General features: G+C 72.3%; 16 protein-coding genes and 1 riboswitch. Of the genes, 10 read left to right on the top strand and 6 right to left on the bottom strand.

Going from position 1 to position 22,293, the window contains the following annotated elements:
• Positions 1 to 123 precede the first annotated feature (123 nt).
• Complete coding sequence (locus NQU54_RS18060) at positions 124 to 954, top strand: S1 family peptidase (protein ID WP_093704857.1); 831 nt, start codon at positions 124 to 126, stop codon at positions 952 to 954.
• A 186-nt stretch (positions 955 to 1,140) separates the two neighbouring features.
• On the opposite strand, the gene NQU54_RS18055 is transcribed toward NQU54_RS18060, so the two are convergent.
• The gene (locus tag NQU54_RS18055; RefSeq protein ID WP_069867857.1) at positions 1,141 to 1,371 is read right to left on the bottom strand and encodes a DUF7455 domain-containing protein; all 231 of its coding nucleotides are present in this window, start codon (positions 1,369 to 1,371) and stop codon (positions 1,141 to 1,143) included.
• A 440-nt stretch (positions 1,372 to 1,811) separates the two neighbouring features.
• Between NQU54_RS18055 and NQU54_RS18050 the strand changes: the two genes are divergently transcribed.
• The 3 genes from NQU54_RS18050 (at position 1,812) to NQU54_RS18040 (ending at position 6,232) form a co-directional block, all read left to right on the top strand.
• Positions 1,812 to 3,935, top strand: a complete 2,124-nt coding sequence (locus tag NQU54_RS18050) for a DNA gyrase/topoisomerase IV subunit B (RefSeq protein ID WP_257631959.1) — start codon at positions 1,812 to 1,814, stop codon at positions 3,933 to 3,935.
• Between the two features lie 240 nt (positions 3,936 to 4,175).
• On the top strand, positions 4,176 to 4,628 hold the full coding sequence (locus NQU54_RS18045; RefSeq protein ID WP_174884461.1) for a DUF485 domain-containing protein: 453 nt from the start codon (positions 4,176 to 4,178) through the stop codon (positions 4,626 to 4,628).
• Entirely contained in the window at positions 4,625 to 6,232 is a 1,608-nt protein-coding gene (locus NQU54_RS18040; protein ID WP_257631958.1) for a monocarboxylic acid transporter, read from the top strand. Before NQU54_RS18045 ends, NQU54_RS18040 begins: the two co-directional genes overlap by 4 nt.
• A gap of 44 nt (positions 6,233 to 6,276) precedes the next feature.
• Here NQU54_RS18040 and NQU54_RS18035 read toward each other — a convergent pair whose 3' ends face one another.
• The 3 genes from NQU54_RS18035 to NQU54_RS18025 form a co-directional block, all read right to left on the bottom strand.
• Complete coding sequence (locus tag NQU54_RS18035) at positions 6,277 to 6,978, bottom strand: response regulator (protein WP_257631957.1); 702 nt, start codon at positions 6,976 to 6,978, stop codon at positions 6,277 to 6,279.
• Complete coding sequence (locus NQU54_RS18030; protein ID WP_257631956.1) at positions 6,975 to 8,645, bottom strand: ATP-binding protein; 1,671 nt, start codon at positions 8,643 to 8,645, stop codon at positions 6,975 to 6,977. Before NQU54_RS18030 ends, NQU54_RS18035 begins: the two co-directional genes overlap by 4 nt.
• Before the next feature lie 280 nt (positions 8,646 to 8,925).
• Positions 8,926 to 9,900 carry a ferredoxin family protein gene (locus tag NQU54_RS18025; protein ID WP_257631955.1) on the bottom strand — a complete coding sequence of 325 codons (975 nt, stop codon included), beginning with the start codon at positions 9,898 to 9,900 and terminating at the stop codon, positions 8,926 to 8,928.
• Between the two features lie 292 nt (positions 9,901 to 10,192).
• Here NQU54_RS18025 and NQU54_RS18020 point away from each other — a divergent pair, with 292 nt between their 5' ends.
• Entirely contained in the window at positions 10,193 to 10,519 is a 327-nt protein-coding gene (locus tag NQU54_RS18020; protein WP_231981262.1) for an SEL1-like repeat protein, read from the top strand.
• Positions 10,520 to 10,837: 318 nt separating this feature from the next.
• Here NQU54_RS18020 and NQU54_RS18015 read toward each other — a convergent pair whose 3' ends face one another.
• Positions 10,838 to 13,291: a DNA gyrase/topoisomerase IV subunit A gene (locus NQU54_RS18015; RefSeq protein ID WP_257631954.1), complete on the bottom strand. Its 2,454-nt coding sequence runs from the start codon at positions 13,289 to 13,291 to the stop codon at positions 10,838 to 10,840.
• A gap of 321 nt (positions 13,292 to 13,612) precedes the next feature.
• Here NQU54_RS18015 and NQU54_RS18010 point away from each other — a divergent pair, with 321 nt between their 5' ends.
• From NQU54_RS18010 to NQU54_RS17995, 4 genes are all read left to right on the top strand, one after another.
• Positions 13,613 to 14,980: a M16 family metallopeptidase gene (locus tag NQU54_RS18010; protein ID WP_257631994.1), complete on the top strand. Its 1,368-nt coding sequence runs from the start codon at positions 13,613 to 13,615 to the stop codon at positions 14,978 to 14,980.
• The gene (locus tag NQU54_RS18005) at positions 14,977 to 16,374 is read left to right on the top strand and encodes a M16 family metallopeptidase (RefSeq protein ID WP_257631953.1); all 1,398 of its coding nucleotides are present in this window, start codon (positions 14,977 to 14,979) and stop codon (positions 16,372 to 16,374) included. The genes NQU54_RS18010 and NQU54_RS18005 overlap by 4 nt, the downstream gene beginning before the upstream one ends.
• A 284-nt stretch (positions 16,375 to 16,658) precedes the next feature.
• A riboswitch (cyclic di-AMP (ydaO/yuaA leader) is annotated at positions 16,659 to 16,823 on the top strand.
• Between the two features lie 14 nt (positions 16,824 to 16,837).
• Positions 16,838 to 17,632 carry a M23 family metallopeptidase gene (locus tag NQU54_RS18000; protein WP_257631952.1) on the top strand — a complete coding sequence of 265 codons (795 nt, stop codon included), beginning with the start codon at positions 16,838 to 16,840 and terminating at the stop codon, positions 17,630 to 17,632.
• A gap of 275 nt (positions 17,633 to 17,907) precedes the next feature.
• Positions 17,908 to 18,663, top strand: coding sequence for a GntR family transcriptional regulator (locus NQU54_RS17995; RefSeq protein ID WP_079259229.1), 756 nt, complete (start codon positions 17,908 to 17,910; stop codon positions 18,661 to 18,663).
• Positions 18,664 to 18,859: 196 nt separating this feature from the next.
• Here NQU54_RS17995 and NQU54_RS17990 read toward each other — a convergent pair whose 3' ends face one another.
• Entirely contained in the window at positions 18,860 to 19,141 is a 282-nt protein-coding gene (locus NQU54_RS17990) for an HPr family phosphocarrier protein (protein WP_020867963.1), read from the bottom strand.
• Positions 19,142 to 19,330: 189 nt separating this feature from the next.
• On the opposite strand from NQU54_RS17990, the gene NQU54_RS17985 reads away from it, so the two are divergent.
• Entirely contained in the window at positions 19,331 to 22,249 is a 2,919-nt protein-coding gene (locus tag NQU54_RS17985; protein ID WP_257631951.1) for a bifunctional acetate--CoA ligase family protein/GNAT family N-acetyltransferase, read from the top strand.
• Positions 22,250 to 22,293 lie beyond the last annotated feature (44 nt).

Raw genomic sequence — 22,293 nt, 5'->3', positions numbered from 1 at the left:
CGGGGAGCCCGGCCTTCGCGCTGTCGCGGCGAAATGTTCCCCGCTTGGCCCACTCGGGATGCACTTCGGGGCGGAGGGGGTAACGCTGAGTGTGCGACTCGTTCCGTATGGTCAGGAGGCTATATGCCTAAGTCGCCCCGCGCGCTCCTCGTCGCCCTGGCGGTACCGCTGGCCGCCGCGCTCGCCATCGTGCTCATCGCGCCTGGTCCGGCGACGGCCGACCGTGTGGTGATCGGCGGGCATCCGGCCCGTACGGTCGAGGCGCCCTGGGCGGTGGCCGTGGCCAGCCGTGCGCTCTTCGGCGACAAGAGGTCCGGCCAGTTCTGCGGCGGGGCGGTGGTGACCCCCACGACGGTCGTCACGGCGGCCCACTGCCTGAGCCGTGGGGTGCTCGGCAAGGACTGGCGGGAGGTGCGGGACCTCCGGGTGATCATCGGTCGCAACGATCTGCGGAAGACCGACGGGGTGGAGTACCCGCCGGCGCGGGTGTGGGTCAATCCGGCGTACGAGGGCGACAACAGGGGCGGGGACATCGCCGTGCTCACCCTGGGGGTCGCGGTGCCGGCGGCTTACACGATCCCCATGGCGCGCACCGGCGACCTGGCGTACAAGGCGGGTGAACGGGCCGCGGTCTACGGCTGGGGCGATACGGAAGGCGATGGCAGCTACGCCTCGGCGCTGCGCACCGCGACGGTGAAGGTGCTGGCCGACACCGTCTGCAAGAGGGCCTACCCGGGGAACGCGGAGGGGGACTACGACCCGCGGTCCATGGTCTGCGCGGGGCTGCCGGACGGCGGACGGGACGCCTGTCAGGGCGACAGCGGAGGGCCGCTGGTGGCCCGGGGGCGGCTGGTGGGCCTGGTGTCCTGGGGCAGCGGCTGCGCGGTGGCCGGGCGGCCCGGCGTCTACACGAGGATCTCGGCCGTGGCCGATCTGGTGGCCGCCCATGGCTGACGCGGAGGCCGGGGTGGCGGTGGAGCCCGGAAGGACCGGGGTGAAGCCTGGGACGAGCCCCGGAGGGCCCGTGGGGTCATGCGGAAAAGCCCGCGATACGAGCGTGGGCGGCCGCCCCGCTCAGGGGGCAGACCGCCCGGAACCCGGCCCTGGGCCGGCGTCGCTCGTCGTCGTGGGTGTGAGGCGTCAGCGTTCGTCGTTGGACGCGGACGCCGGAGCGGCGGTGAGCCGCTCGGTCTCGTCCTGTATTTCCGCGGCGATCTTCTTGAGTTCCGGCTCGAACTTGCGCCCGTGGTGGGCGCAGAAGAGCAGTTCACCACCGCTGATCAGCACGACGCGCAGGTACGCCTGGGCGCCGCAGCGGTCGCAGCGGTCAGCGGCCGTCAACGGGCTCGCGGGGGTCAGAACAGTAGTCACGTCGCCTCTTCTCTAGCTCGACGAGCTGTCGTACCAGGGTCAACATCCAACCAGCCTGAAATCGTTCCCGCTCGTGGCTTTTTCTCAAAAATTGCTTCTGAGTAGGCCGGATGGTGACGTTTGGCGGCGAATGAGCCGTATTGCCTAGCTTTGATGTTTCGCGTCGATTGTCTGGTTTGCCCTCCCGGCCGGGTTGCCGGTTGTGAATGAGGACGTGCCCGGAGCCTAAATGGTTCATGCCTGAAAGGGAACGTGATCTGTGCGTCACCGCCATGAGGTATCGAACGTACGAGCGAAACGGTGGCTGGTGCGACTAGCATGGACGTTTCAACGGGTGGCGGCACAAAGGCTCTATCAAGCCTCGGTACGCTCTGACGGGCGAACATGCCACCATCGTGCCCACAGCTGGGCCAAGAGAAATTCAGCGAGGAGCGAACCGCGTGACCGCCGACACGTCCGTGCCGTCCACTGCGCTGCTGACCGGGGCAGACCGGGGCGGCTCCAACTACACCGCGCGGCACCTTCTCGTCCTCGAGGGGCTCGAGGCAGTGCGCAAGCGCCCCGGCATGTACATCGGCTCGACCGACAGCCGTGGCCTCATGCACTGCCTCTGGGAGATCATCGACAACTCGGTGGACGAGGCCCTGGGCGGCTTCTGCGACCACATCGAGGTGATCCTCCACGACGACGCCTCCGTGGAGGTGCGGGACAACGGCCGGGGTATCCCGGTGGACGTCGAGCCCAAGACGGGGCTGTCCGGCGTCGAGGTCGTGATGACCAAGCTGCACGCCGGCGGGAAGTTCGGCGGCGGCTCGTACGCGGCCTCGGGCGGTCTGCACGGCGTCGGCGCCTCCGTGGTGAACGCGCTGTCCGCCCGTCTCGACGTGGAGGTGGACCGCGACGGCAAGACCCACGCGATCAGCTTCCGCCGCGGCGTCCCGGGGATCTTCACCGAATCCGGGCCGGACGCCCCGTTCGACCCGTCCAGCGGCCTCCTCAAGGGCAAGAGGGTCCCCAAGACCCGCAACGGCACCCGCGTCCGCTACTGGGCGGACCGCCAGATCTTCCTCAAGGACGCCAAGCTCTCCCTGGAGACGCTGCACGCCCGTGCCCGGCAGACCGCCTTCCTGGTCCCGGGGCTGACCCTGGTCGTCCGGGACGAGCGGGGCCTGGAGGGGCAGGAGGGGCCGGTCGAGGAGACCTTCCACTACGACGGGGGGATCAGCGAGTTCTGCGAGTACCTCGCGCAGGACAAGGCCGTCTGCGATGTGCTGCGGCTGTCCGGGCAGGGCACCTTCAAGGAGACCGTGCCGGTCCTGGACGAGCGCGGCCATATGACGCCCACCGAGGTCACCCGTGAGCTGGGCGTCGACATCGCGCTGCGCTGGGGCACCGGCTACGACACGACCATCAAGTCCTTCGTCAACATCATCGCCACCCCCAAGGGCGGCACCCATGTCTCCGGCTTCGAGCGCTCGATCGCCAAGACCGTGAACGAGGCGCTGCGCGCCGCCAAGCTGCTGCGCGTCGCCGAGGACGACGTCGTCAAGGACGACGCCATGGAGGGCCTGACGGCGGTGGTGACCGTCCGGCTGGCGGAGCCGCAGTTCGAGGGCCAGACCAAGGAGGTGCTGGGCACCTCGGCGGCCTCCCGCATCGTGGCCAATGTGGTCGCCAAGGAGCTCAAGGCGTTCCTGACCTCCTCCAAGCGGGATGCCAAACAGCAGGCCCGCGCCGTCCTGGAGAAGGTCGTGGCCGCGGCCCGTACGCGTATCGCGGCGCGCCAGCACAAGGAGGCACAGCGCCGTAAGACCGCGCTGGAGTCCTCCTCGCTGCCCGCGAAGCTGGCCGACTGCCGCAGTGACGACGTGGGCCGCAGCGAGCTGTTCATCGTCGAGGGGGACTCGGCGCTGGGTACGGCCAAGCTGGCCCGGAACTCCGAGTTCCAGGCGCTGCTGCCGATCCGCGGCAAGATCCTCAACGTACAGAAGTCGTCCATCGCCGACATGCTCAAGAACGCCGAGTGCGGCGCGATCATCCAGGTGATAGGGGCCGGATCGGGCCGGACCTTCGACATCGACCAGGCGCGCTACGGCAAGGTGATCTTCCTCGCCGACGCCGATGTCGACGGTGCCCACATCCGCTGTCTGCTGCTGACCCTCTTCCAGCGCTATATGCGGCCGATGGTCGAGCAGGGGCGGGTCTTCTCGGCGGTGCCGCCGCTGCACCGGGTGGAGCTGGTGAACCCCAAGCGGGGGCAGAGCAAGTACCTCTACACCTACTCCGACCAGGAGCTCCAGGAGACGCTGCTGGACCTCCAGCGCCGGGAGGTCCGCTACAAGGACGGCATCCAGCGCTACAAGGGTCTCGGTGAGATGGACGCCGACCAGCTCGCGGAGACCACGATGGACCCGCGCCACCGCACCCTGCGGCGTATCAACATCAGCGACCTGGAGGCCGCCGAGCGCGCCTTCGACCTGCTCATGGGCAATGAGGTCGCGCCCCGTAAGGAGTTCATCACCAATTCGGCGGCGACCCTGGACCGGTCGCGTATCGACGTCTGACGTCCGGCATGCGGCTCGCCGGCAGGGCCGGTTCGGCGGGGTCTCCCACCCGGGAGGCCCCGCCGTCGTTTACCGCCCGGCCCGCTTCCGGGGTGCCCCTTCTGGGGCGCCGTTTCCGGGCTGTTCATCACCTGAGTCACCTGATGGGGTGAACGTCCGGTATTGAAGGGTCCTGGATCTTTCTGATCTGCCCATCCTTGGTCACGGGGCGAATGCGGTAGTGAACAAGGAGTGTTCGGGGTGGACATGCACAACGCGCGCGCTACGGGAGCGGCGCGCCTGGAGGACCCGTGGTACGACGCGCTCGCGTCCGGCTGGGGCGAGGCGGACGACACGGACAGCGGACCTCGTCGCGCGCGTCCGCCCGCCGCCCGCGAGGTCTACACGGAGGTGCACGGCAGCGCCGCCTTCCAGGAGGTGCGCCGGCGCTACCGCCGGTTCGCGTTCCCGGCGGCCGCCGCGTTCCTCATCTGGTACCTCGCGTATGTCGTCGCGGCGACCACCGCGCCGGATCTGATGGCCCGCCCGGTGGTGGGCGCGCTCAATGTGGCGATGGTCGCGGGGCTCGCGCAGTTCGCCACCACCTTCCTGCTGGCCTGGGCATACGCCCGGCACGCACGGCTGCGCAGGGACCGGGTCGCGCTCGAACTCCGCTGGGTGACACAGGAGATGATGCGGGGGCGCGGGCGGTGACCGGCAATCACCAGAGCCTGGCACTGCTGCTCTTCGGCGTCTTCGTGGCGGTCACCCTGGGGATCACCACCTGGGCGGGGCGTCGGCGGCACGGCTCGCCGGAGGAGTTCTACGCGGGCGGGCGGCTGTTCTCCCCGATGGAGAACGGCTTCGCCATCGCGGGGGACTATCTGTCGGCCGCGTCCTTCCTCGGGATCTCCGGTCTCATCGCGCTGTTCGGCTATGACGGGGTGCTCTACTGCGTGGGCTTCTTCGTGGCCTGGCTGGTGGTCCTGCTGCTGGTCGCCGAACTCGTCCGCAACTGCGGCCGGTTCACCCTGGCCGATGTGCTGGCCGCCCGGATGCGGGAGCGCCGGGTCCGGATCGCCGTGGGTGTCTCCTCGGTCACGGTCTGTGTGCTCTATCTGGTGGCCCAGATGGTCGGCGCGGGCAGTCTGATCGCCCTGCTGATCGGGGAGACGGGCGGCCGCGCCCGCGCCTGGACGGTGATCGGCGTGGGCACCCTGATGGTGGTCTTCGTGGCGCTGGGCGGGATGCGCGCCACGACCTGGATCCAGATCGTGAAGGCCGTGCTGCTGATGGGCGGGGCGATCGCGCTGACCGCCCTGGTGCTCGTACGCTTCCGCGGCGATCTCGACGCCCTGCTCGGCACCGCGGCGCGGAACAGCGGCCACGGCGCGGACTTCCTCGCCCCCGGGCTCACGTACGGCGGCGACTGGACCGCCCGGCTGGACTTCGTGAGCCTCGGCCTCGCCCTGGTGCTGGGCACCGCCGGGCTGCCGCACATCGTCTCGCGCTTCTACACGGTGCCCACCGCCCGCGCCGCCCGCCGCTCGGTGATCTGGGCCATCGGTCTGATCGGCGGCTTCTATCTGATGACGATCGTGCTCGGCTTCGGCGCGGCCGCCGTGCTGGGCTCCGATGCCGTGCGGACCTCCGGTGCGGCCGGGAACACGGCCGTTCCGCTGCTCGCGCTCGACCTCGGCGGCGGCGCCGGATCGACCGGGGGCACGGTGCTGTTCGCGGTCGTCGCCGCCATCGCCTTCGCCACCATCCTCGCCGTTGTCGCGGGCATCACCCTCGCCTCCTCGGCCTCCGTCGCCCATGACCTCTATGGCTCGCTGCGCCGGCGGGCGCACCGCACGCCGCGCGGTGAGGTGGTGGTCGCGCGGATCGCCGCGGTGGGGATCGGGGCGGCCGCGATCGGACTCGGACTGCTCGCCGAGGACCTCAATGTGGCGTTCCTGGTGGGGCTGGCGTTCGCAGCCGCCGCGTCGGCGAACCTTCCGGTGTTGCTGTACTCGCTGTTCTGGCGGCGGTTCACCTCGCGCGGCGCGGTGTGGTCGGTCTACGGCGGGCTGCTTCCGGCGGTGGTGCTGGTGGTGCTCTCCCCGGTGGTCTCCGGCGGCCCGGACGCGATCTTCCCCGGGGTGGACTTCCACCTGTTCCCGCTGCGGAACCCGGGCCTGGTCTCGGTGCCCCTCGGGTTCCTCGCGGGCTGGCTCGGAACGGTCACCTCACCCGCGCCCGCGGACGTCCCCGGCCATGCCGCCAAGCACGCCGAGACGGAGGTGCGCGCCCTCACCGGAGCGGGCGCGGCCTAATGGCCTCATGGGCGGGCACGGCCTCATGAGCGCGAGGGCAGGGCTCAGACCCACACATAGCGGTGTTCGGGGCGGCCGGTCTCGCCGTATTTGAGGCTGAGCCGCACCCGGCCCGTGCTCTCCAGCAGCTTCAGATAGCGCTGGGCGGTCTGTCGGCTGAGCGAGGAGCGCTCGGCCACCTCCTGCGCCGACAACGGGCCCTCGGCGCCCCGCAGCACCTCCCGTACGAGATCTGCGGTGAGCGCCGAATGGCCTTTGGGCAGCTCGGCGGGGCCGGCCGAGGCCCCGCCCAGGGCTCCGAAGATCCGGTCCACCTGGTCCTGACCGGCCTCGCCGTCGCCCTCCAGCGCACGGCGCAGCGCCGCGTACCCCTCCAACTTGGCGCGCAGCCCCGCGAAGGTGAAGGGCTTGACGAGGTACTGGAGCGCCCCATGGCGCATCGCCGCCTGGACGGTCGCGATATCGCGGGCCGCGGTCACCATGATGATGTCGTTGTGGTGGCCGAGCTGACGCAGCCGCCGCACCAGCGACAGTCCCGTCTCATCCGGCAGATAGTGGTCGAGCAGCACCAGGTCGACGGGGGTGTTCTTCAGGAAGGCCAGCGCCTCGGTCGCGCTGTGCGCCTGCCCGGCGACGCGGAAGCCGGCCACCTTGCCGACGTACGCGGCGTTGACCCGGGCCACCCGGACGTCGTCGTCCACGACCAGCACCTCCAGGTGCCCGCCCGGTCCGGTTCCAAGGGTCATCGTGGCTCTCCTGTCGCGGTCAGCGGCGCCCCGGCCGGCTGTTCGGCCAGCGCCTCGGGGAGGACGACGGTGAACTCCGCGCCTCCGCCCTCGCGGTCGGACACCCGGACGCTGCCGCCCTGGCGTTCGGCGAGGCGGCGGACCAGCGCGAGCCCTATGCCGCGCTTCCCGTGCGCGGGCGGCTCCTTGGTCGACCAGCCCTCGGTGAAGACGACATCGCGCCGGTCGGCGGGGATCCCGGGGCCGGTGTCGGAGACCCGCAGCAGCACCGTACGGTCGTCCGCGCACAGGGTCACCTCGACCCGTGGCTCCCGTGAGCCGACCGCCGCGTCCAGGGCGTTGTCGATGAGATTGCCGACGATCGTCACCAGGCCGGGCGGATCCACCAGCCGGTTGGGCAGCAGACTGTCCTCGGCGACAAACAGCGCCACCCCGCGTTCGGTGGCGACCGTGGCCTTGCCGACCAGCAGGGAGGCCAGCAGCGGATCGTGCACCCGCTCGGTGACCTGCTCGGCGGTGGCCCGGTGCACTCCGATCGTCTCGGTGATGAACTCCATCGCCTCGTCGTGGAGTTCGAGTTCGAGCAGGCCCAGGAGGGTGTGCATCCGGTTGGCGTGCTCATGGTCCTGTGCCCGCAGGGCGTCGATCAGCCCCCGGGTGCCGTCCAGTTCACGGCCCAGTCGCTCCAGTTCGGTGCGGTCGCGCAGGGTGACCACGGCGCCGCCGTCGTCCGTCGGCATCCGGTTGGCGACCAGCACCCGGCCGCCGCTGACGGTCAGCAGATCGGCGCCGGTGGCCCGCCCGGACAGCACATCGGTCGTACGGCCCGGGGGCAGCACCGCCTCCAGGGGCTGCCCGGTGCCCTCGGGGCGCAGCTCCAGCAGCCGCTGCGCCTCATCGTTGACCAGCCGGATACGGCCGTGGGCGTCGAGGGCGACGACGCCTTCCCGGATGCCGTGGAGCATCGCCTCGCGCTCGGCGAGCAGTGCGGAGATATCGGAGAAGGCCAGGTCATGGGTGCGTCGCTGAAGCCGGCGGGCGACCACATACGCCGCCAGGGCGCCGACGGCGAGCGCGCCGCCCGCGTAGGCGAGCATCTCCGGGACCGAGGCGACGAGCCGGGCGCGCACGCTCTCGTAGGCGATGCCCACCGAGACGGCGCCGACGATACGGCCGTCCCCGGCGCGCAGCGGCACCTTGCCGCGGGCCGACCGGCCGAGCGTGCCATCGTCGATCTCCATGACCTCCCGGCCCTGGATGGCGTCGGTGGGGTCGGTGGAGACATGCTTCCCGATCTCGCCCGGGGAGGTGTGCGACCAGCGCACCCCGTGCCGATCCATGATCACGACATATTCGGCGCCGGTCGCGCGGCGGATGCGCTCCGCCTCGGTCTGCACCGGCCCGCCGGGTGCCGGCCGGGTGTGCTGGAGCGCCTCGGCCAGCCGGGGCTCGGCGGCCGTGGTCTGGGCGATGGCGAGGGCACGGCGCATGGCCTGGTCGTCGAGGTGGTCGCTGAGCGGAGCGAGGAAGAGGCCGGTCGCGAGCACGGTGACACCCGTGGCGATGGCCAGCTGCATCAGCAGGACCTGGGAGAAGACGCGTCGGGGCCAGCCGATGCGCCACCGTGTGGCCGCGGCTGACCGCCCCGGCGGTATCGCGGCGCTCATGGCAACGAAGCGTAACCAAGGGCGGGCTGGGGGAACCGCGCCAGGACCCGGGAGAGGGGCCGGGGAGCGGCGGTCCCGGGGCGCTACGGGGCCGGGGGCGTGGGCCTTACGGAGCGCGGCCCGGGCCCTACGGCGTGGTTCCCATGGTGCCGGGCCCGGGTCTTACGGCGTGGTTTCTACAGAGCCGGGCGCGGGTCTTACGGCGGGGTCTTCGGCGTGGTTCCTACGATGCCGGGCCCGGGACTTACAGCGTGGTTCCCATGGGGCCGGGCCCGGGTGTTCAGAGGCGGCCCGCGGCCATCGCGCGTACGCCGCGTGCGGGCCGTCGGCCGGTGTGGATCCCGACGACCTCCATCCGGGCCGGGGAGCCCAGCGGGGAACCGCAGCTCTCCGGCCGCGGCGGCGCCCCGGCGACCTGCGCGACGCTCACCCGCCAGGCCCGGCCGTCGCGGTGCGCGACGGTCACGGACCAGACCGGGGCCTCGCCCTCGGTCCGTGCGACGGTCAGCGCGTCGGCACCGTCCTCGCCGGTCAGCTCGCGGACGGCCAGTTCCGCCGCCTGGCCGGGGCGCTCCCAGGCGGAGCGGCCGCGGCAGCCGTCGATGACGACCCGGCCCTGGCGCAGCGCCTCGATGACGTCCTTGACGCTCTGCGCGGTGGCGCGGCCGTAGGTGTAGCCGTGCGGCAGTACGACGAGGGTGGGGGCGAAGCGATGGCCGCCGATATGCGTGATCTCCCAGGTGCCGTGGACCCCGGAGGCGGCCAGTTCACCGGCCAGCGGGCGGCCGAGCAGGGCGCAGCAGCGGTCGCGCTTGCCGTTGGTGCACACCAGCACCAGCGGGTCGCCGGTGTACTCCTCCCAGGCGGCGGGGGTGTGGGGCCGCAGGGTGAGCCCGCCGGGGTCGCCCGCGCCCAGCGCGGCGAAGTCCAGGCCGAGCAGCCCCGCCGGGTCGTCCAGGGCGGTGGTGCGGATCCAGGAGCGGCCGGGCAGGGTATGGGCCACGAACACCCGGTGCCGGGCGCCGGTGTGCAGATCGGCGTGGCGGCCGGGGCGGCGGATCAGCGCGACCCGTACGCCGGTGCCTTCGGCGGCGCGCTCCAGCGCGCGTCCGACGGCCCTGTCGAGCCGACTGGAGGTGAGGGCCTCGGTGCCCCAGGGGCCGGGCTGTTCCACCAGCAGCCAGGTGGAAGCGGTGGCCGCCGTCCCGGCGAGCGGCTCGGACAGGTCGCGGGAGGCGGTCGCGCACGTGCTCACGAAGGTAAGCCTAACCTCTCTTGATCGATTGCGCGCGCCGAAGTCGCGAGTGGACGCCGGAGCCATGGTGGAGCCGCGAGCGGGAGCTGCCGCACGGCGCCTCATCGGCCCCGTGCGGCGGGGGGCGGCAGTCCGGATCCCGCCGCGTATCCGCCGTTCCTTGGGGGTGGGAGCGGGCGGGAGAATGGCGCTCCGGGGGCGGAGGGGGGGGGATATGGGCGGCTTATGGGCGCGATGGCGAAGGCGCCGGGGGAGACGCGGGACGCGTGCGCTGGATCCCGGGCTGACGGCGATGGTGCGGGCGGCCTACGACGAGGGGCGGCCGATTCCCGAATCGCTCGCCCGTAAGGCTGCCGAGGCCGGTGATCCGCGGGGGATGACCGTCTACGGCATCGGGCTGGGCCGGCGGGGCGCTTACGCGGAGGCGGTCCACTGGCTCGGCAAGGCCGCCGCGACCGGTGACCTCTCGGCCCTGGTGGTGCTCGGCACCGTCCACCTGGACCACGGCGAGCTCGGCGAGGCGGAGCGGCACTTCCGGCGGGCGGCGGACCGTGGCCATGACGGTGCGCGCCTGGCCCTGCGGCAGATGCGCGCCCGGCGCAACGGCAGCGGCCACTGAATCGTTCGCCGTGGCTTCCGCCGTCCGGGGCAGGCCAGGGTCCGCCTTCACCGGGGGTGCCTGGTGCGGTCGCTCGTGTGGCGGATCGCGCTCGTCCTGGGCCCTCGGCCCGGGGGCTCGCGTACTGACCCCTCGGCCGACCCCGACAACGAGGCGAGGCCCGGCTCCGGAATCGGGGCGGCCCTCGCGAACACCGACCCGAGGGGCGTCAACGGCGCGGGTGCCCAGGGCCCCGTGAAGGGCGAGGGGCGCGGCACCCTCACGGTGCCGCGCCCCTACGCGCTCGTTTCGCTCGTACGGGCCGTGCCGGCCTCCGGACTACACCGGCCCGGCCACCACCGTCACCGGTTTGGCGAGCGGCTCGCCCGAGCCGTCCCGGCGCGGGTCGATCTCCGGCAGCGCCGCCGGGGCTCCATTGGCCCCCGCCGCGCGGGCCGGGGTCGCACCCGCCCAGGCCATGACCAGGCAGTCCTCGCCCTTCAGGAACCGCTGGCAGCGCACCCCGCCCGTGGCCCGGCCCTTGCGCGGGTACTGGTCGAAGGGGGTGAGCTTGGCCGACTGCTGGACCGAGTCATCGAGCGTGCCGCTCGCGCCCGCGACCGTGAAGACCACCGCGTCGGCTGCCGGGTCCACGGCCGTGAACGAGATCACCTTGGCGCCGGAGCCGAGCTTGATACCGGCCATACCGCCCGCGGCGCGGCCCTGCGGCCGCACCTGGCTCGCCGCATACCGCAGCAGCTGGGCGTCGTCGGTGATGAAGACCAGGTCCTCCTCGCCGGTGCTCAGCTCCACCGCGCCCACGACCCGGTCGCCCTCCTTGAGGCCGATCACTTCCAACTCGTCCTTGTTGGCCGGGTAGTCGGGGACCACGCGCTTGACGACGCCCTGCTCCGTGCCGATGGCGAGCCCCGGTGAGGACTCGTCCAGGGTGGTGAGGCAGATCAGCTCCTCGCCGTCCTCCAGCGAGAGGAACTCGGCGATGGGAGCTCCGCCCGCCAGATTGGGGGGCGCGGCCGACTCCGGGAGCATCGGGAGGTCGATCACCGACAGCCGCAGCAGCCGCCCGGTCGAGGTCACCGCCCCCACGGAGCCACGGGCCGTCGCCGGGACCGCCGAGACGATCACATCGTGCTTGGCGCGCTTGGCCTTCCCCTCGACCGGGAGCGGCTCGCCGTCGGCGGTGCGGGCCAGCAGCCCGGTGGAGGACAGCAGCACCCGGCAGGGGTCGTCCGCGACCTCCAGCGGCACCGCGGTCACCGGCGCGTTGGACGACTCCAGCAGCACCGTGCGGCGCGGGGTGCCGAACTTCTTGGCCACCGCGGCCAGTTCGCCGGAGACCAGCTTGCGCAGCTCGGCGTCGGAGTCGAGGATCCGGGTGAGCTCCTCGATCTCGGCTTTGAGCCGGTCGCGCTCCGACTCCAGCTCCAGCCGGTCGAACTTGGTGAGCCGGCGCAGCGGGGTGTCCAGGATGTACTGCGTCTGGATGTCGGAGAGGCCGAAGCGCTCGATCAGCGACCGCTTGGCCTCCGCCGCGTTCTCGCTCTGCCGGATGAGGCGGATGACCTCGTCGATGTCGAGGAGGGCCACCAGCAGACCCTCGACCAGGTGCAGCCGGTTGCGCCGCTTGGTGCGCCGGAACTCGCTGCGCCGCCGGACCACGTTGAAGCGGTGGTCGAGATAGACCTCCAGCAGCTCCTTCAGCCCCAGCGTGAGCGGCTGGCCGTCCACCAGCGCCACGTTGTTGATGCCGAAGGACTCCTCCATCGGCGTGAGCTTGTAGAGCTGCTCCAGGACGGCCTCGGGGTTGAAACCGTTCTTGACCTCGATCACCAGCCGCAGCCCGTGCTCACGGTCGGTGAGGTCCTTGACGTCCGCGATGCCCTGGAGCTTCTTGGCGCCGACCAGGTCCTTGATCTTGGAGATGACCTTCTCGGGCCCCACGGCGAAGGGCAGCTCGGTGACGACCAGGCCCTTACGGCGGGCCGTCACGTCCTCCACGGCCACCGTGGCGCGGATCTTGAAGGTGCCGCGCCCCGTCTCGTAAGCGTCCCGGACGCCGCTCAGGCCCACGACCCGGCCGCCGGTCGGCAGATCGGGCCCCGGTACGTACCGCATCAGCGTGTCGAGGTCGGCGGCCGGATGCCGGATCAGATGGCGGGCGGCGGCGATGACCTCGCCCAGGTTGTGCGGCGGCATATTGGTCGCCATGCCGACCGCGATTCCGGACGTGCCGTTGACCAGCAGGTTCGGATAGGCGGCGGGGAGGGTGACGGGCTCCTGCTCACTGCCGTCGTAGTTCGGTGAGAAGTCGACCGTTTCCTCGTCGATCGACTCCGTCATCAGCGAGGTGGCCGACGCCATCCGGCACTCGGTGTACCGCATCGCGGCCGGCGGGTCGTCGTTGCCCAGCGAGCCGAAGTTGCCATGGCCGTCGACCATCGGCAGGCGCATGGAGAAGGGCTGCGCCATGCGCACCAGCGCGTCGTAGATCGACGCGTCGCCGTGCGGGTGGAGCTTTCCCATCACCTCGCCGACGACGCGGGCGCACTTCACGAAGCCGCGCTCGGGGCGCAGCCCCATCTCGTTCATCTGGTAGAGGATGCGGCGGTGCACGGGCTTCAGCCCGTCTCGGGCGTCGGGCAGCGCGCGCGAGTAGATGACCGAGTAGGCGTACTCGAGGTAGGAGCCCTGCATCTCGTCGACGACGTCGATGTCGAGGATGCGCTCCTCGAAGTCGTCCGGCGGCGGGGTCTTGGTGCGGCGGCGGGCCATCGCGCTTGCGGCTCCTTCAACTGCCGTTGCGGGATCTGACGCGGACCATTGTGGCCCCGTCCACCGACAAGTGTGGAACGGCCCGGGGTGGCCGGGGCCTGGACGGGGCCCCGAACCGCGCCCCGCGGCCCCGCCCGAAGGCCCCTCGCGGGGGACCGGGCCAGGTGCCCGAGGGGCCGCGGAAACGGTTCGGGGAAGCTCGCGTGGACGGGAACGGACCGGAACTTCGCCAGATGTCCGTCCCCTTGCATACAGTGACAGAAGCGCTGCGCAAGCGGCTGGCACGCGCTCCATCACGCGATCGAAGGGACGTACATGCCCATGGGTCACACGGCCACGCAGCAGGCCGGCTCCGGCGGCCTGAAAGCGACCGAGCACCGCCTGGCCAATGGCCTGCGCGTGGTGCTCTCCGAGGACCATCTGACCCCGGTCGCCGCGGTCTGTCTGTGGTACGACGTCGGCTCACGCCATGAGGTCAAGGGGCGCACCGGCCTGGCCCACCTCTTCGAGCACCTGATGTTCCAGGGCTCGTCGCAGGTCACCGGGAACGGCCACTTCGAGCTGGTGCAGGGGGCCGGCGGCTCGCTCAACGGCACGACCAGCTTCGAGCGCACCAACTACTTCGAGACCATGCCCGCCCACCAGGTCGAGCTCGCCCTGTGGCTGGAGGCCGACCGCATGGGGTCCCTCCTGACCGCGCTGGACGAGGAGAGCCTGGAGAACCAGCGCGACGTCGTCAAGAACGAGCGCCGCCAGCGGTACGACAACGTCCCGTACGGCACCGCCTTCGAGAAGCTCGTCGCCATGGCCTATCCCGAGGGCCACCCGTACCACCACACCCCGATCGGCTCCATGGCCGACCTGGACGCGGCCTCCCTGGAGGACGCGCGGGAGTTCTTCCGCACCTACTACGCCCCCAACAACGCCGTCCTGTCGATCGTCGGCGACATCGACCCCGAACAGACGCTCGCCTGGGTCGAGAAGTACTTCGGCTCCATCCCCTCCCACGACGGCAAGCGGCCGCCCCGCGACGGCACGCTCCCCGAGGTGATCGGCGGCCAGCTGCGCGAGGTCGTGGAGGAGGAGGTCCCGGCCCGCGCCCTGATGGCGGCCTACCGGTTGCCGCACGACGGCACCCGCGAGTCCGACGCCGCCGACCTGGCGCTGACCGTCCTCGGTGGCGGGGAGTCCTCCCGGCTCCACAACCGCCTGGTGCGCCGCGACCGCACCGCGGTGGCCGCCGGATTCGGCCTGCTGCGGCTTTCGGGCGCCCCCTCGCTGGGCTGGCTGGACGTGAAGACCTCCGGCGGTGTCGAGGTGCCCGCCATCGAGGCCGCCGTCGACGAGGAGCTGACCCGCTTCGCCGAGGAGGGGCCCACCCCGCAGGAGATGGAGCGCGCTCAGGCGCAGATCGAGCGCGAGTGGCTGGACCGGCTGGCCACGGTCGGCGGCCGGGCCGACGAGCTCTGCCGGTACGCCGTGCTCTTCGGCGATCCGCAGCTGGCGCTGACCGCAGTGGAGCGGGTGCTGGACATCACCCCCGAGGAGGTGCGGGCCGTGGCCGCGGCGCGGCTGCGTCCCGACAACCGCGCCGTGCTGGTCTACGAGCCCGTCCAGGGCGCCGAGGACGCAGCCGGCACCGCCGACGAAGCCGCCGAGACCGACGCAGAAGGGGAGGCGGCCCAGTGAGCGACGCCGTCACCGCGACCATGACGTTCCACCCGCAGCCCAAGGGCGGCGCCCCCAGGCCGTGGGCGTTCCCGGCCCCCGAGCGCGGTGAGCTGCCCAACGGCCTCACCGTGCTGCGCTGCCACCGCCCCGGCCAGCAGGTCGTCGCCGTCGAGATCAATCTGGAGGCGCCGCTGGACGCCGAGCCGGCCGGGCTCGAAGGCGTCGCCACGATCATGGCGCGCGCCCTGTCGGAGGGCACCGACAAGCACGACGCCGAGGAGTTCGCCGCCGAGCTCGAGCGCTGCGGCGCCACGCTGGACGCGCACGCCGACCACCCCGGTGTCCGCGTCTCCCTGGAGGTTCCGGTCTCCCGGCTGCCCAAGGCGCTCGGTCTGCTGGCCGACGCCCTGCGCGCCCCCGCCTTCCCGGACGGCGAGGTCGAGCGGCTGGTGCGCAACCGGCTGGACGAGATCCCCCATGAGCTGGCCAATCCGGCCCGCCGCGCCTCGATGGCCTTCGCCGCGGACCTCTTCCCGGCCGAGTCGCGCATGTCCCGGCCGCGTCAGGGCACCCAGGAGACCATCGAGGGCATCGACGCCGCGGCCGTGCGGGCCTTCTACGAGGCGCATGTCCGCCCCTCCACCGCCACCGCCGTCATCGTGGGCGACCTCGCCGGTGTCGACGTCGACCAGGCGCTCGCCGACACCCTCGGCGCCTGGACGGGCGGGACGGCCGCGCCGCGCACGGCTCCGCCCATCGTCGCGGACGACACCGGCCGTGTGGTGATCGTCGACCGGCCGGGCGCGGTGCAGACCCAGCTGCTCATCGGGCGCATCGGCGCCGACCGCCACGACCGGGTCTGGCCCGCGCAGGTGCTCGGCACGTACTGCCTGGGCGGCACCCTCACCTCCCGCCTCGACCGGGTGCTGCGCGAGGAGAAGGGCTACACCTACGGGGTGCGCGCCTTCGGCCAGGTGCTGCGCTCCGCGCCCGCGGGCGGATCCGGGGGCGCCGCGATGCTGGCGATCAGCGGTTCGGTGGCCACCGAGGTCACCGGCCCCGCGCTGGAGGACCTCTGGAAGGTGCTGCGCACGCTGAAGGAGGAGGGGCTCACCGACGAGGAGCGCGATGTCGCGGTGCAGAACCTGGTGGGCGTCGCCCCGCTGAAGTACGAGACGGCGGCGTCCGTCGCGGGCACCCTGGCCGACCAGGTCGAGCAGCATCTTCCGGACGATTTCCAGGCGCAGTTGTACGCCCGGCTCGCGGAGACCGGCACGGTGGAGGCGACCGCCGCGGTGGTGAGCGCCTTCCCGGCGGACCGGCTGGTCACGGTGTTGGTCGGGGATGCCTCGGCGATCGCGGAGCCGGTCCGGGCGCTGGGCATCGGCGAGGTGCGCGTCATCTCCGGCTGAGCCGCCCGGAGTTGGCCGGATCCGGTCGATGAGCCGCCCATCCGGCGGGCTCGCTGACGATCCGGCAGGGCGGTCCGGCGGGGCGGTCCGGCAACGAGCGAACAGGGGAAGGACCCCGGCACCGAGAGGTGCCGGGGTCCTTCCTTCATGTCCGGTTTATGGGGTTGGCTGCTTGTTTGGTTTGTGGGGAGAGCAACAAAAATCGGGAACCGTTTGGTGATCGAAAGCGGGCCCGTCTAGCGTCGGTCCGGCTGTTCGCCAGTGACCCGCCGCACCCGCGGCACGGACAGTCATCGCCGAGTCCCCGTACGGCGCAAGCCAGGGGAGCCGGGGACCCAACACGTCCCCAGGGGTGAATCGGGCGCCTTCCCCGGCCGGGGGAGGAGTCCGTAGGAGACCTTCCTGCTCCGAACCCGTCAGCTAACCCGGTAGGCGAGAAGGAAGGAAAGGAGTGCGCCACAATATGGCGTCCACCCGCGCTGCCACCGGGAAGCACCGCCGCACCAGCAAGGTCAACATCCGCACCGGCGCGAATGTCGTGGGTATCACCACGGTCGCCTCGGGCGTCGTCGCCGGGATAACCGGGCAGGCGTTCGCGGCCGACGGGGGCACCGCTCCCCAGCAGGCCGGTCTGACCCAGGCGATCGCCATCGGCGACGGGATCGCGGACCACATCGAGGCCCAGGCGCAGTCCCAGGAGACCGCCGCCGAGCAGGCCGCCGCCAAGGCCAAGGCGGAGGCGATCGCCCGCCAGGAGGCCGCCAGGAAGGCGGAGGCCGCGGCGAAGAAGGCCAAGGCCGAGCGTGAGGCCAAGGAGCGCGCGGCGCGCGAGGCCGAGCGCCGGCGGCTCAACACCTTCGTGTCGCCGATCACCGGCTCCTACGTCTCCACCGGCTATCACGCGTCCAGCGGTCTGTGGTCCTCCGGCAGCCACACCGGTATCGACTTCCACGCCTCCACCGGCACCTCGGTGCACTCCGTGGGCATCGGCGAGGTCGTCGAGGCGGGCTGGGGCGGCTCCTACGGCAACAATGTCGTCATCAAGATGAACGACGGCACCTACACCCAGTACGGCCACCTGTCGTCCATCAGCGTCTCGGTCGGCCAGCAGGTCACCCCCGGCCAGCAGATCGGGCTGTCGGGCGCCACCGGCAACGTCACCGGTCCGCATCTGCACTTCGAGGCCCGCACCGGCGAGGACTACGGCTCGGACATCGACCCGCTGTCGTATCTGCGTTCGCACGGCGTCAACGTCTGACCCGGTCGACATCCGGCCCCGGTCGACATCCGGCCCGCAAGACCGCGAAGACCGTGAAGACCGCGCGGACACCCCCGCGGTGCCGCGAGACTCCGAGAAGGCCCCGTCCACCGGACGGTGCCTTCGGCGTGCGGCCGCCCGCTGACCAAAAAATATCCATGAAATGGGCCCCGCCATCGGAAATTGCGTCCGATTGGAATAGAGTCGTTCAACGCGCGTTCAATGGGCGCGTTTCGCGGGTGTTAAGGCGGAGGTTCGACAATGTGGGACCGGAAGTGAGCGGGGATACGACCGAGGTCCAGGGCGGCCGCCGGATTTCGGCACATGCGGTGTGCACCGCGATTCGCGACGACATCGTCTCCGGCACATATCCGCCCGGCGGCCGGCTCACCGAGGAACTCCTCGCCCGGCGCTACGGCGTCTCGCGGGTCCCGGTCCGCGAGGCGCTGCGCACCCTGGAGTCCGAGGGTTTCGTGACCACCCGGCGGCACGCGGGGGCCTGCGTCGCCCAGCCCTCCGAGCGCGAGGCGGCCGATCTGCTGGACATCCGCGCGCTGCTGGAGCCGCTGGGCGCCGCACGGGCCGCACAGCGCCGCACCGAGGCCCATCTGAAGGTGTTGCGCGGGCTGGTCCGGCTCGGCCGGGAGCGGGCCCAGTGCGGCCGGCTCGGCGAACTGCGGCCGCTGGGCGACTGGTTCCACGAGACGCTCGCCCAGGCGTCCGGCAGCCCGAGCCTGGCCGCGATGCTGGTCCAGCTGCGCCGCAAGACCGCATGGGTGTACGCGGCGGCTTCCGCGCCGCACCCCGCGCCGCCCGGGTCCGCCCCGCGCCCCGACCCCGCCGCGCGGGCCGTGGAGTCCTGGGCGGAGCACGGCGCGCTGGTGGACGCGGTGGCGCGCGGCGACGCCGACCGGGCGCGGGCCCTGGCCGCCGCGCACACCGAGCGCGCGCTGTCGGAATACCGGCTGCGCCGCCCGGTCCCGGTGAGGGTTTCGAAACATTCCGAAAACACGGCGAGCGGCCGGAATTAACAGAGATCCCGTATACAAGTCGTGGGAATTCTCGGCGCGGTTTCACGGCGCTCGGTTCTCCGTCTCCGAGAGCGGAAACCGGAAAACAGCGGGGCCGCGGTGACCATTACGGCCACCGCGGCCCCGCTGTGCCGATTCCCTGACTCGCGGATTCACTCGGGAATCACAAGAGAAACCCCCGGGAATCGGACGGGAATCAGACGGTCTCGGGGAGCTCCTCGAGACCCTCGGCCACCAGCTTCGCCAGCCGGTCGAGCGCGACCTCGGCGTCGTCCGCGTCGGAAGCGAGGACGACCTCCTCGCCGCCCTGGGCCCCCAGGCCGAGCACGGCCAGCATGGAGGCGGCGTTGACCGGGGTGCCGTCGCCCTTGGCGATCGTGATGGGGACGCCGGCGGCGGTGGCCGCCCGGACGAAGATCGACGCAGGGCGGGCGTGCAGGCCCTCGGCCCAGCCGATGGTGACGCGGCGCTCAGCCATGGTGTTGCCCTTCAGGTGTGACGGTGCTGTTGTCTAGACCAAAATCATACGGTGTCCGGATCCACCCGGACGATGTCCGAGTGGGTCCGAGCATGCCCGGACCGGCCCGATACGGACCTTCCCCCGACACTCGGCCCCGACGCAAGGGTGTCCACCATCCGGACCGGGCGGGGCCCGTACCCTGGCCCCATGCGGAGCCCGTCGGACCATCACGCCTACCCGACCCACTGGGAAGCCGATGTGGTGCTCCGGGACGGCGGCACGGCCCAGATCCGTCCCATCACCACCGATGACGCCCAGCGGCTGGTCAGCTTCTACGAGCGGGTCTCGGACGAGTCGAAGTACTACCGCTTCTTCGCGCCCTACCCCCGCCTCTCCGACCGCGACGTCCACCGCTTCACCCACCACGACTACGTCGATCGGGTGGGCCTGGCGGCCACCGTCGGGGACGAGTTCATCGCCACCGTGCGCTACGACCGCATCGACGCCCGTGGGATGCCCGCCGCGGCCCCCGCCGACGAGGCCGAGGTCGCCTTCCTCGTCCAGGACGCCCACCAGGGCCGCGGGGTGGCCTCCGCGCTCCTGGAACACATCGCCGCCGTCGCGCGCGAGCGGGGCATCCGCCGGTTCGCAGCCGAGGTGCTGCCCGCCAACACCAAGATGATCAAGGTGTTCACGGACGCGGGCTACACCCAGAAGCGCAGCTTCGAGGACGGGGTCGTCCGGCTCGAGTTCGACCTCGAACCCACCGACCGCTCCCTGGCCGTCATGCGCGGGCGCGAGCAGCGGGCCGAGGCCCGCTCAGTCCAGCGGCTGCTCGCGCCCGGCTCCGTCGCCGTCATCGGCACCAGCCGCACGCCCGGCGGCGTCGGCCGCACCGTGCTGCGCAACCTCCTGGACGGCGGCTTCACCGGCCGCGTCCACGCCGTCAACCACGCCTTCCCCGACGACATGGAGCGCCTGGAGCCCGAGGGCGTCCCGGCTCATCGCTCGCTGCGCGCCATAGAGGAGCCGGTGGACCTGGCCGTCGTCGCCGTCCCCGCCGAGCGGGTGCCCGCCGTGGTGGCCGAATGCGGCGACCACGGCGTCCAGGGCCTCGTCGTGCTCTCCGCCGGGTACGCCGAGAGCGGGCGCGAGGGCCGCGACCGACAGCGCGACCTCGTCCGCCAGGCCCGCTCCCACGGCATGCGCGTCATCGGCCCCAACGCCTTCGGCGTCATCAACACCGCCGAGGGCGTCCGGCTGAACGCCTCCCTGTCCCCGCAGCTGCCCAACCCCGGCCGGCTGGGTCTGTTCACCCAGTCCGGGGCGATCGGCATCGCGCTGCTGTCCGGGCTGCACCGGCGCGGCGCCGGGCTGGCGAGCCTCGCCGGGATCGCGGGGATATCGACCTTCGTGTCCGCCGGGAACCGCGCCGACGTCTCCGGCAACGACCTGCTCCAGTACTGGTACGACGATCCGCGGACCGACGTCGTCCTGATGTACCTGGAGTCGATCGGCAACCCCCGCAAGTTCACCCGGCTGGCCCGGCGCACCGCCGCCGTCAAACCCGTGGTCGTCGTCAAGGGCGCCCGCCACACCGGCAGCGCCCCCACCGGCCATGCCGTGCCCACCACCCGGATCCCGGACGCCACCGTCTCCGATCTGCTGCGGCAGGCGGGCGTCATCCGGGTCGACACCGTCACCGAACTCGCCGACGCCGGGGTGCTGCTCGCCTCCCAGCCGCTGCCCGCCGGTCCGCGCGTCGCGATCCTCGGCAACTCCGAGTCGCTCGGCCTGATCACCTACGACGCCTGCCTCACCGAGGGGCTCCGCCCGCTGCCGCCCCACGACCTGACCACGACCGCCACCCCGGAGGACTTCCGGCGCGCCCTTGCCGAGGCCCTTACCGACGACGCCTGCGACGCCGTCGTCGTCACCGCCATCCCCTGGGTCGGCGACGGCAGCGCGAGGGCCCTCGCCACGGCCGTGAGGGAGGCGGCCCAGACGTCCGGGCCCGGCCCGGCCAAGCCGGTGGCGGTGGTCCACCTGGAGATCCAGGAGCTCGCGGAGGCCCTGGCGGGCACCGGCGGCGAGCCCGCCCCTGGCACCCGCCGGATCCCCGCCTACCCCGCCGCCGAGCGGGCCGTGCGCGCGCTCGCCGAGGCCGTGCGGTACGCGCGCTGGCGTCAGGAGGCCGCCGAGCCCGGACGGGTCCCGGAGTACGACGACATCGACGAGGCGGGCGCGGCCGCCGACATCCAGGTGCTGCTCGCCCCGGCCGAGGGCACGAGCGCCGGGACCGGTGAAGGCGCGAGCGGCGGGGCCGGTGAAGGCGCCGGCGGTGAGACCGGTGACGGCGCCGGTGACGGTACGAGCGTCGGCGCGGAGAGCGGCGCCAGCGGCGTCACGAGCGGCGGTCCCGGCGACGACGTGAGCCCCGGCGTCGAGCTGTCCGCCGCCGACACCCAGCGCCTCCTGGCCCGTTACGGCGTCAGCGTGCTGCCCGCGCTCCCCGCGCCCGACCCCGACACCGCCGTGCGCGCCGCCGAGCGGCTCGGCTTCCCGGTCGCGCTCAAGCCCACCGCCCCCCACCTGCGCCACCGCGCCGACCTGGGCGGAGTGCGGCTGGAGCTGGGCGGCGAGCCGGAACTGCGCCGGGCCTACGCCGAGTTGACCGACTACCTGGGCCGGCCCGAGGAGCTGGGGCTGGTCGTGCAGCGGATGGCGCCGCGCGGTGTGGACACCGTCGTACGGGCCGCCATCGACCCCGCCGCCGGGGCCGTGCTCTCCTTCGGGCTCGCCGGCGCCCCCTCCGAACTGCTCGGCGACACCGCCCACGGCCTCGTCCCCGTCACCGGCCGGGACGCCGCCGAGCTGATCAGATCGATCCGGACCGCGCCGCTGCTGTTCGGCTGGCGCGGTTCCAAACCGGTGGACACCGCGGCCCTGGAGGAGTTGCTGCTGAGGGTGTCCCGTCTGGTGGACGACCATCCCGAGATGGTCGCCGTCGATCTCGAACCCGTCGTCGTCGCCCAGCACGGCCTCTCCGTGCTCGGTGCCTCGGCGCGGCTCGCCCCGCCGCCCCCGCGCACCGACCTCGGCCCGCGCCATATGCCCGCCTACTGAGTCTTCCGGGCCTTGGCGGGCACAGGCGCCGGTGTCGGCGCGGC

Source organism: Streptomyces malaysiensis subsp. samsunensis, from assembly GCF_024519315.1.
GTDB lineage: Bacteria > Actinomycetota > Actinomycetes > Streptomycetales > Streptomycetaceae > Streptomyces > Streptomyces malaysiensis.
This window is presented reverse-complemented; position numbering and strand designations above follow the sequence as displayed.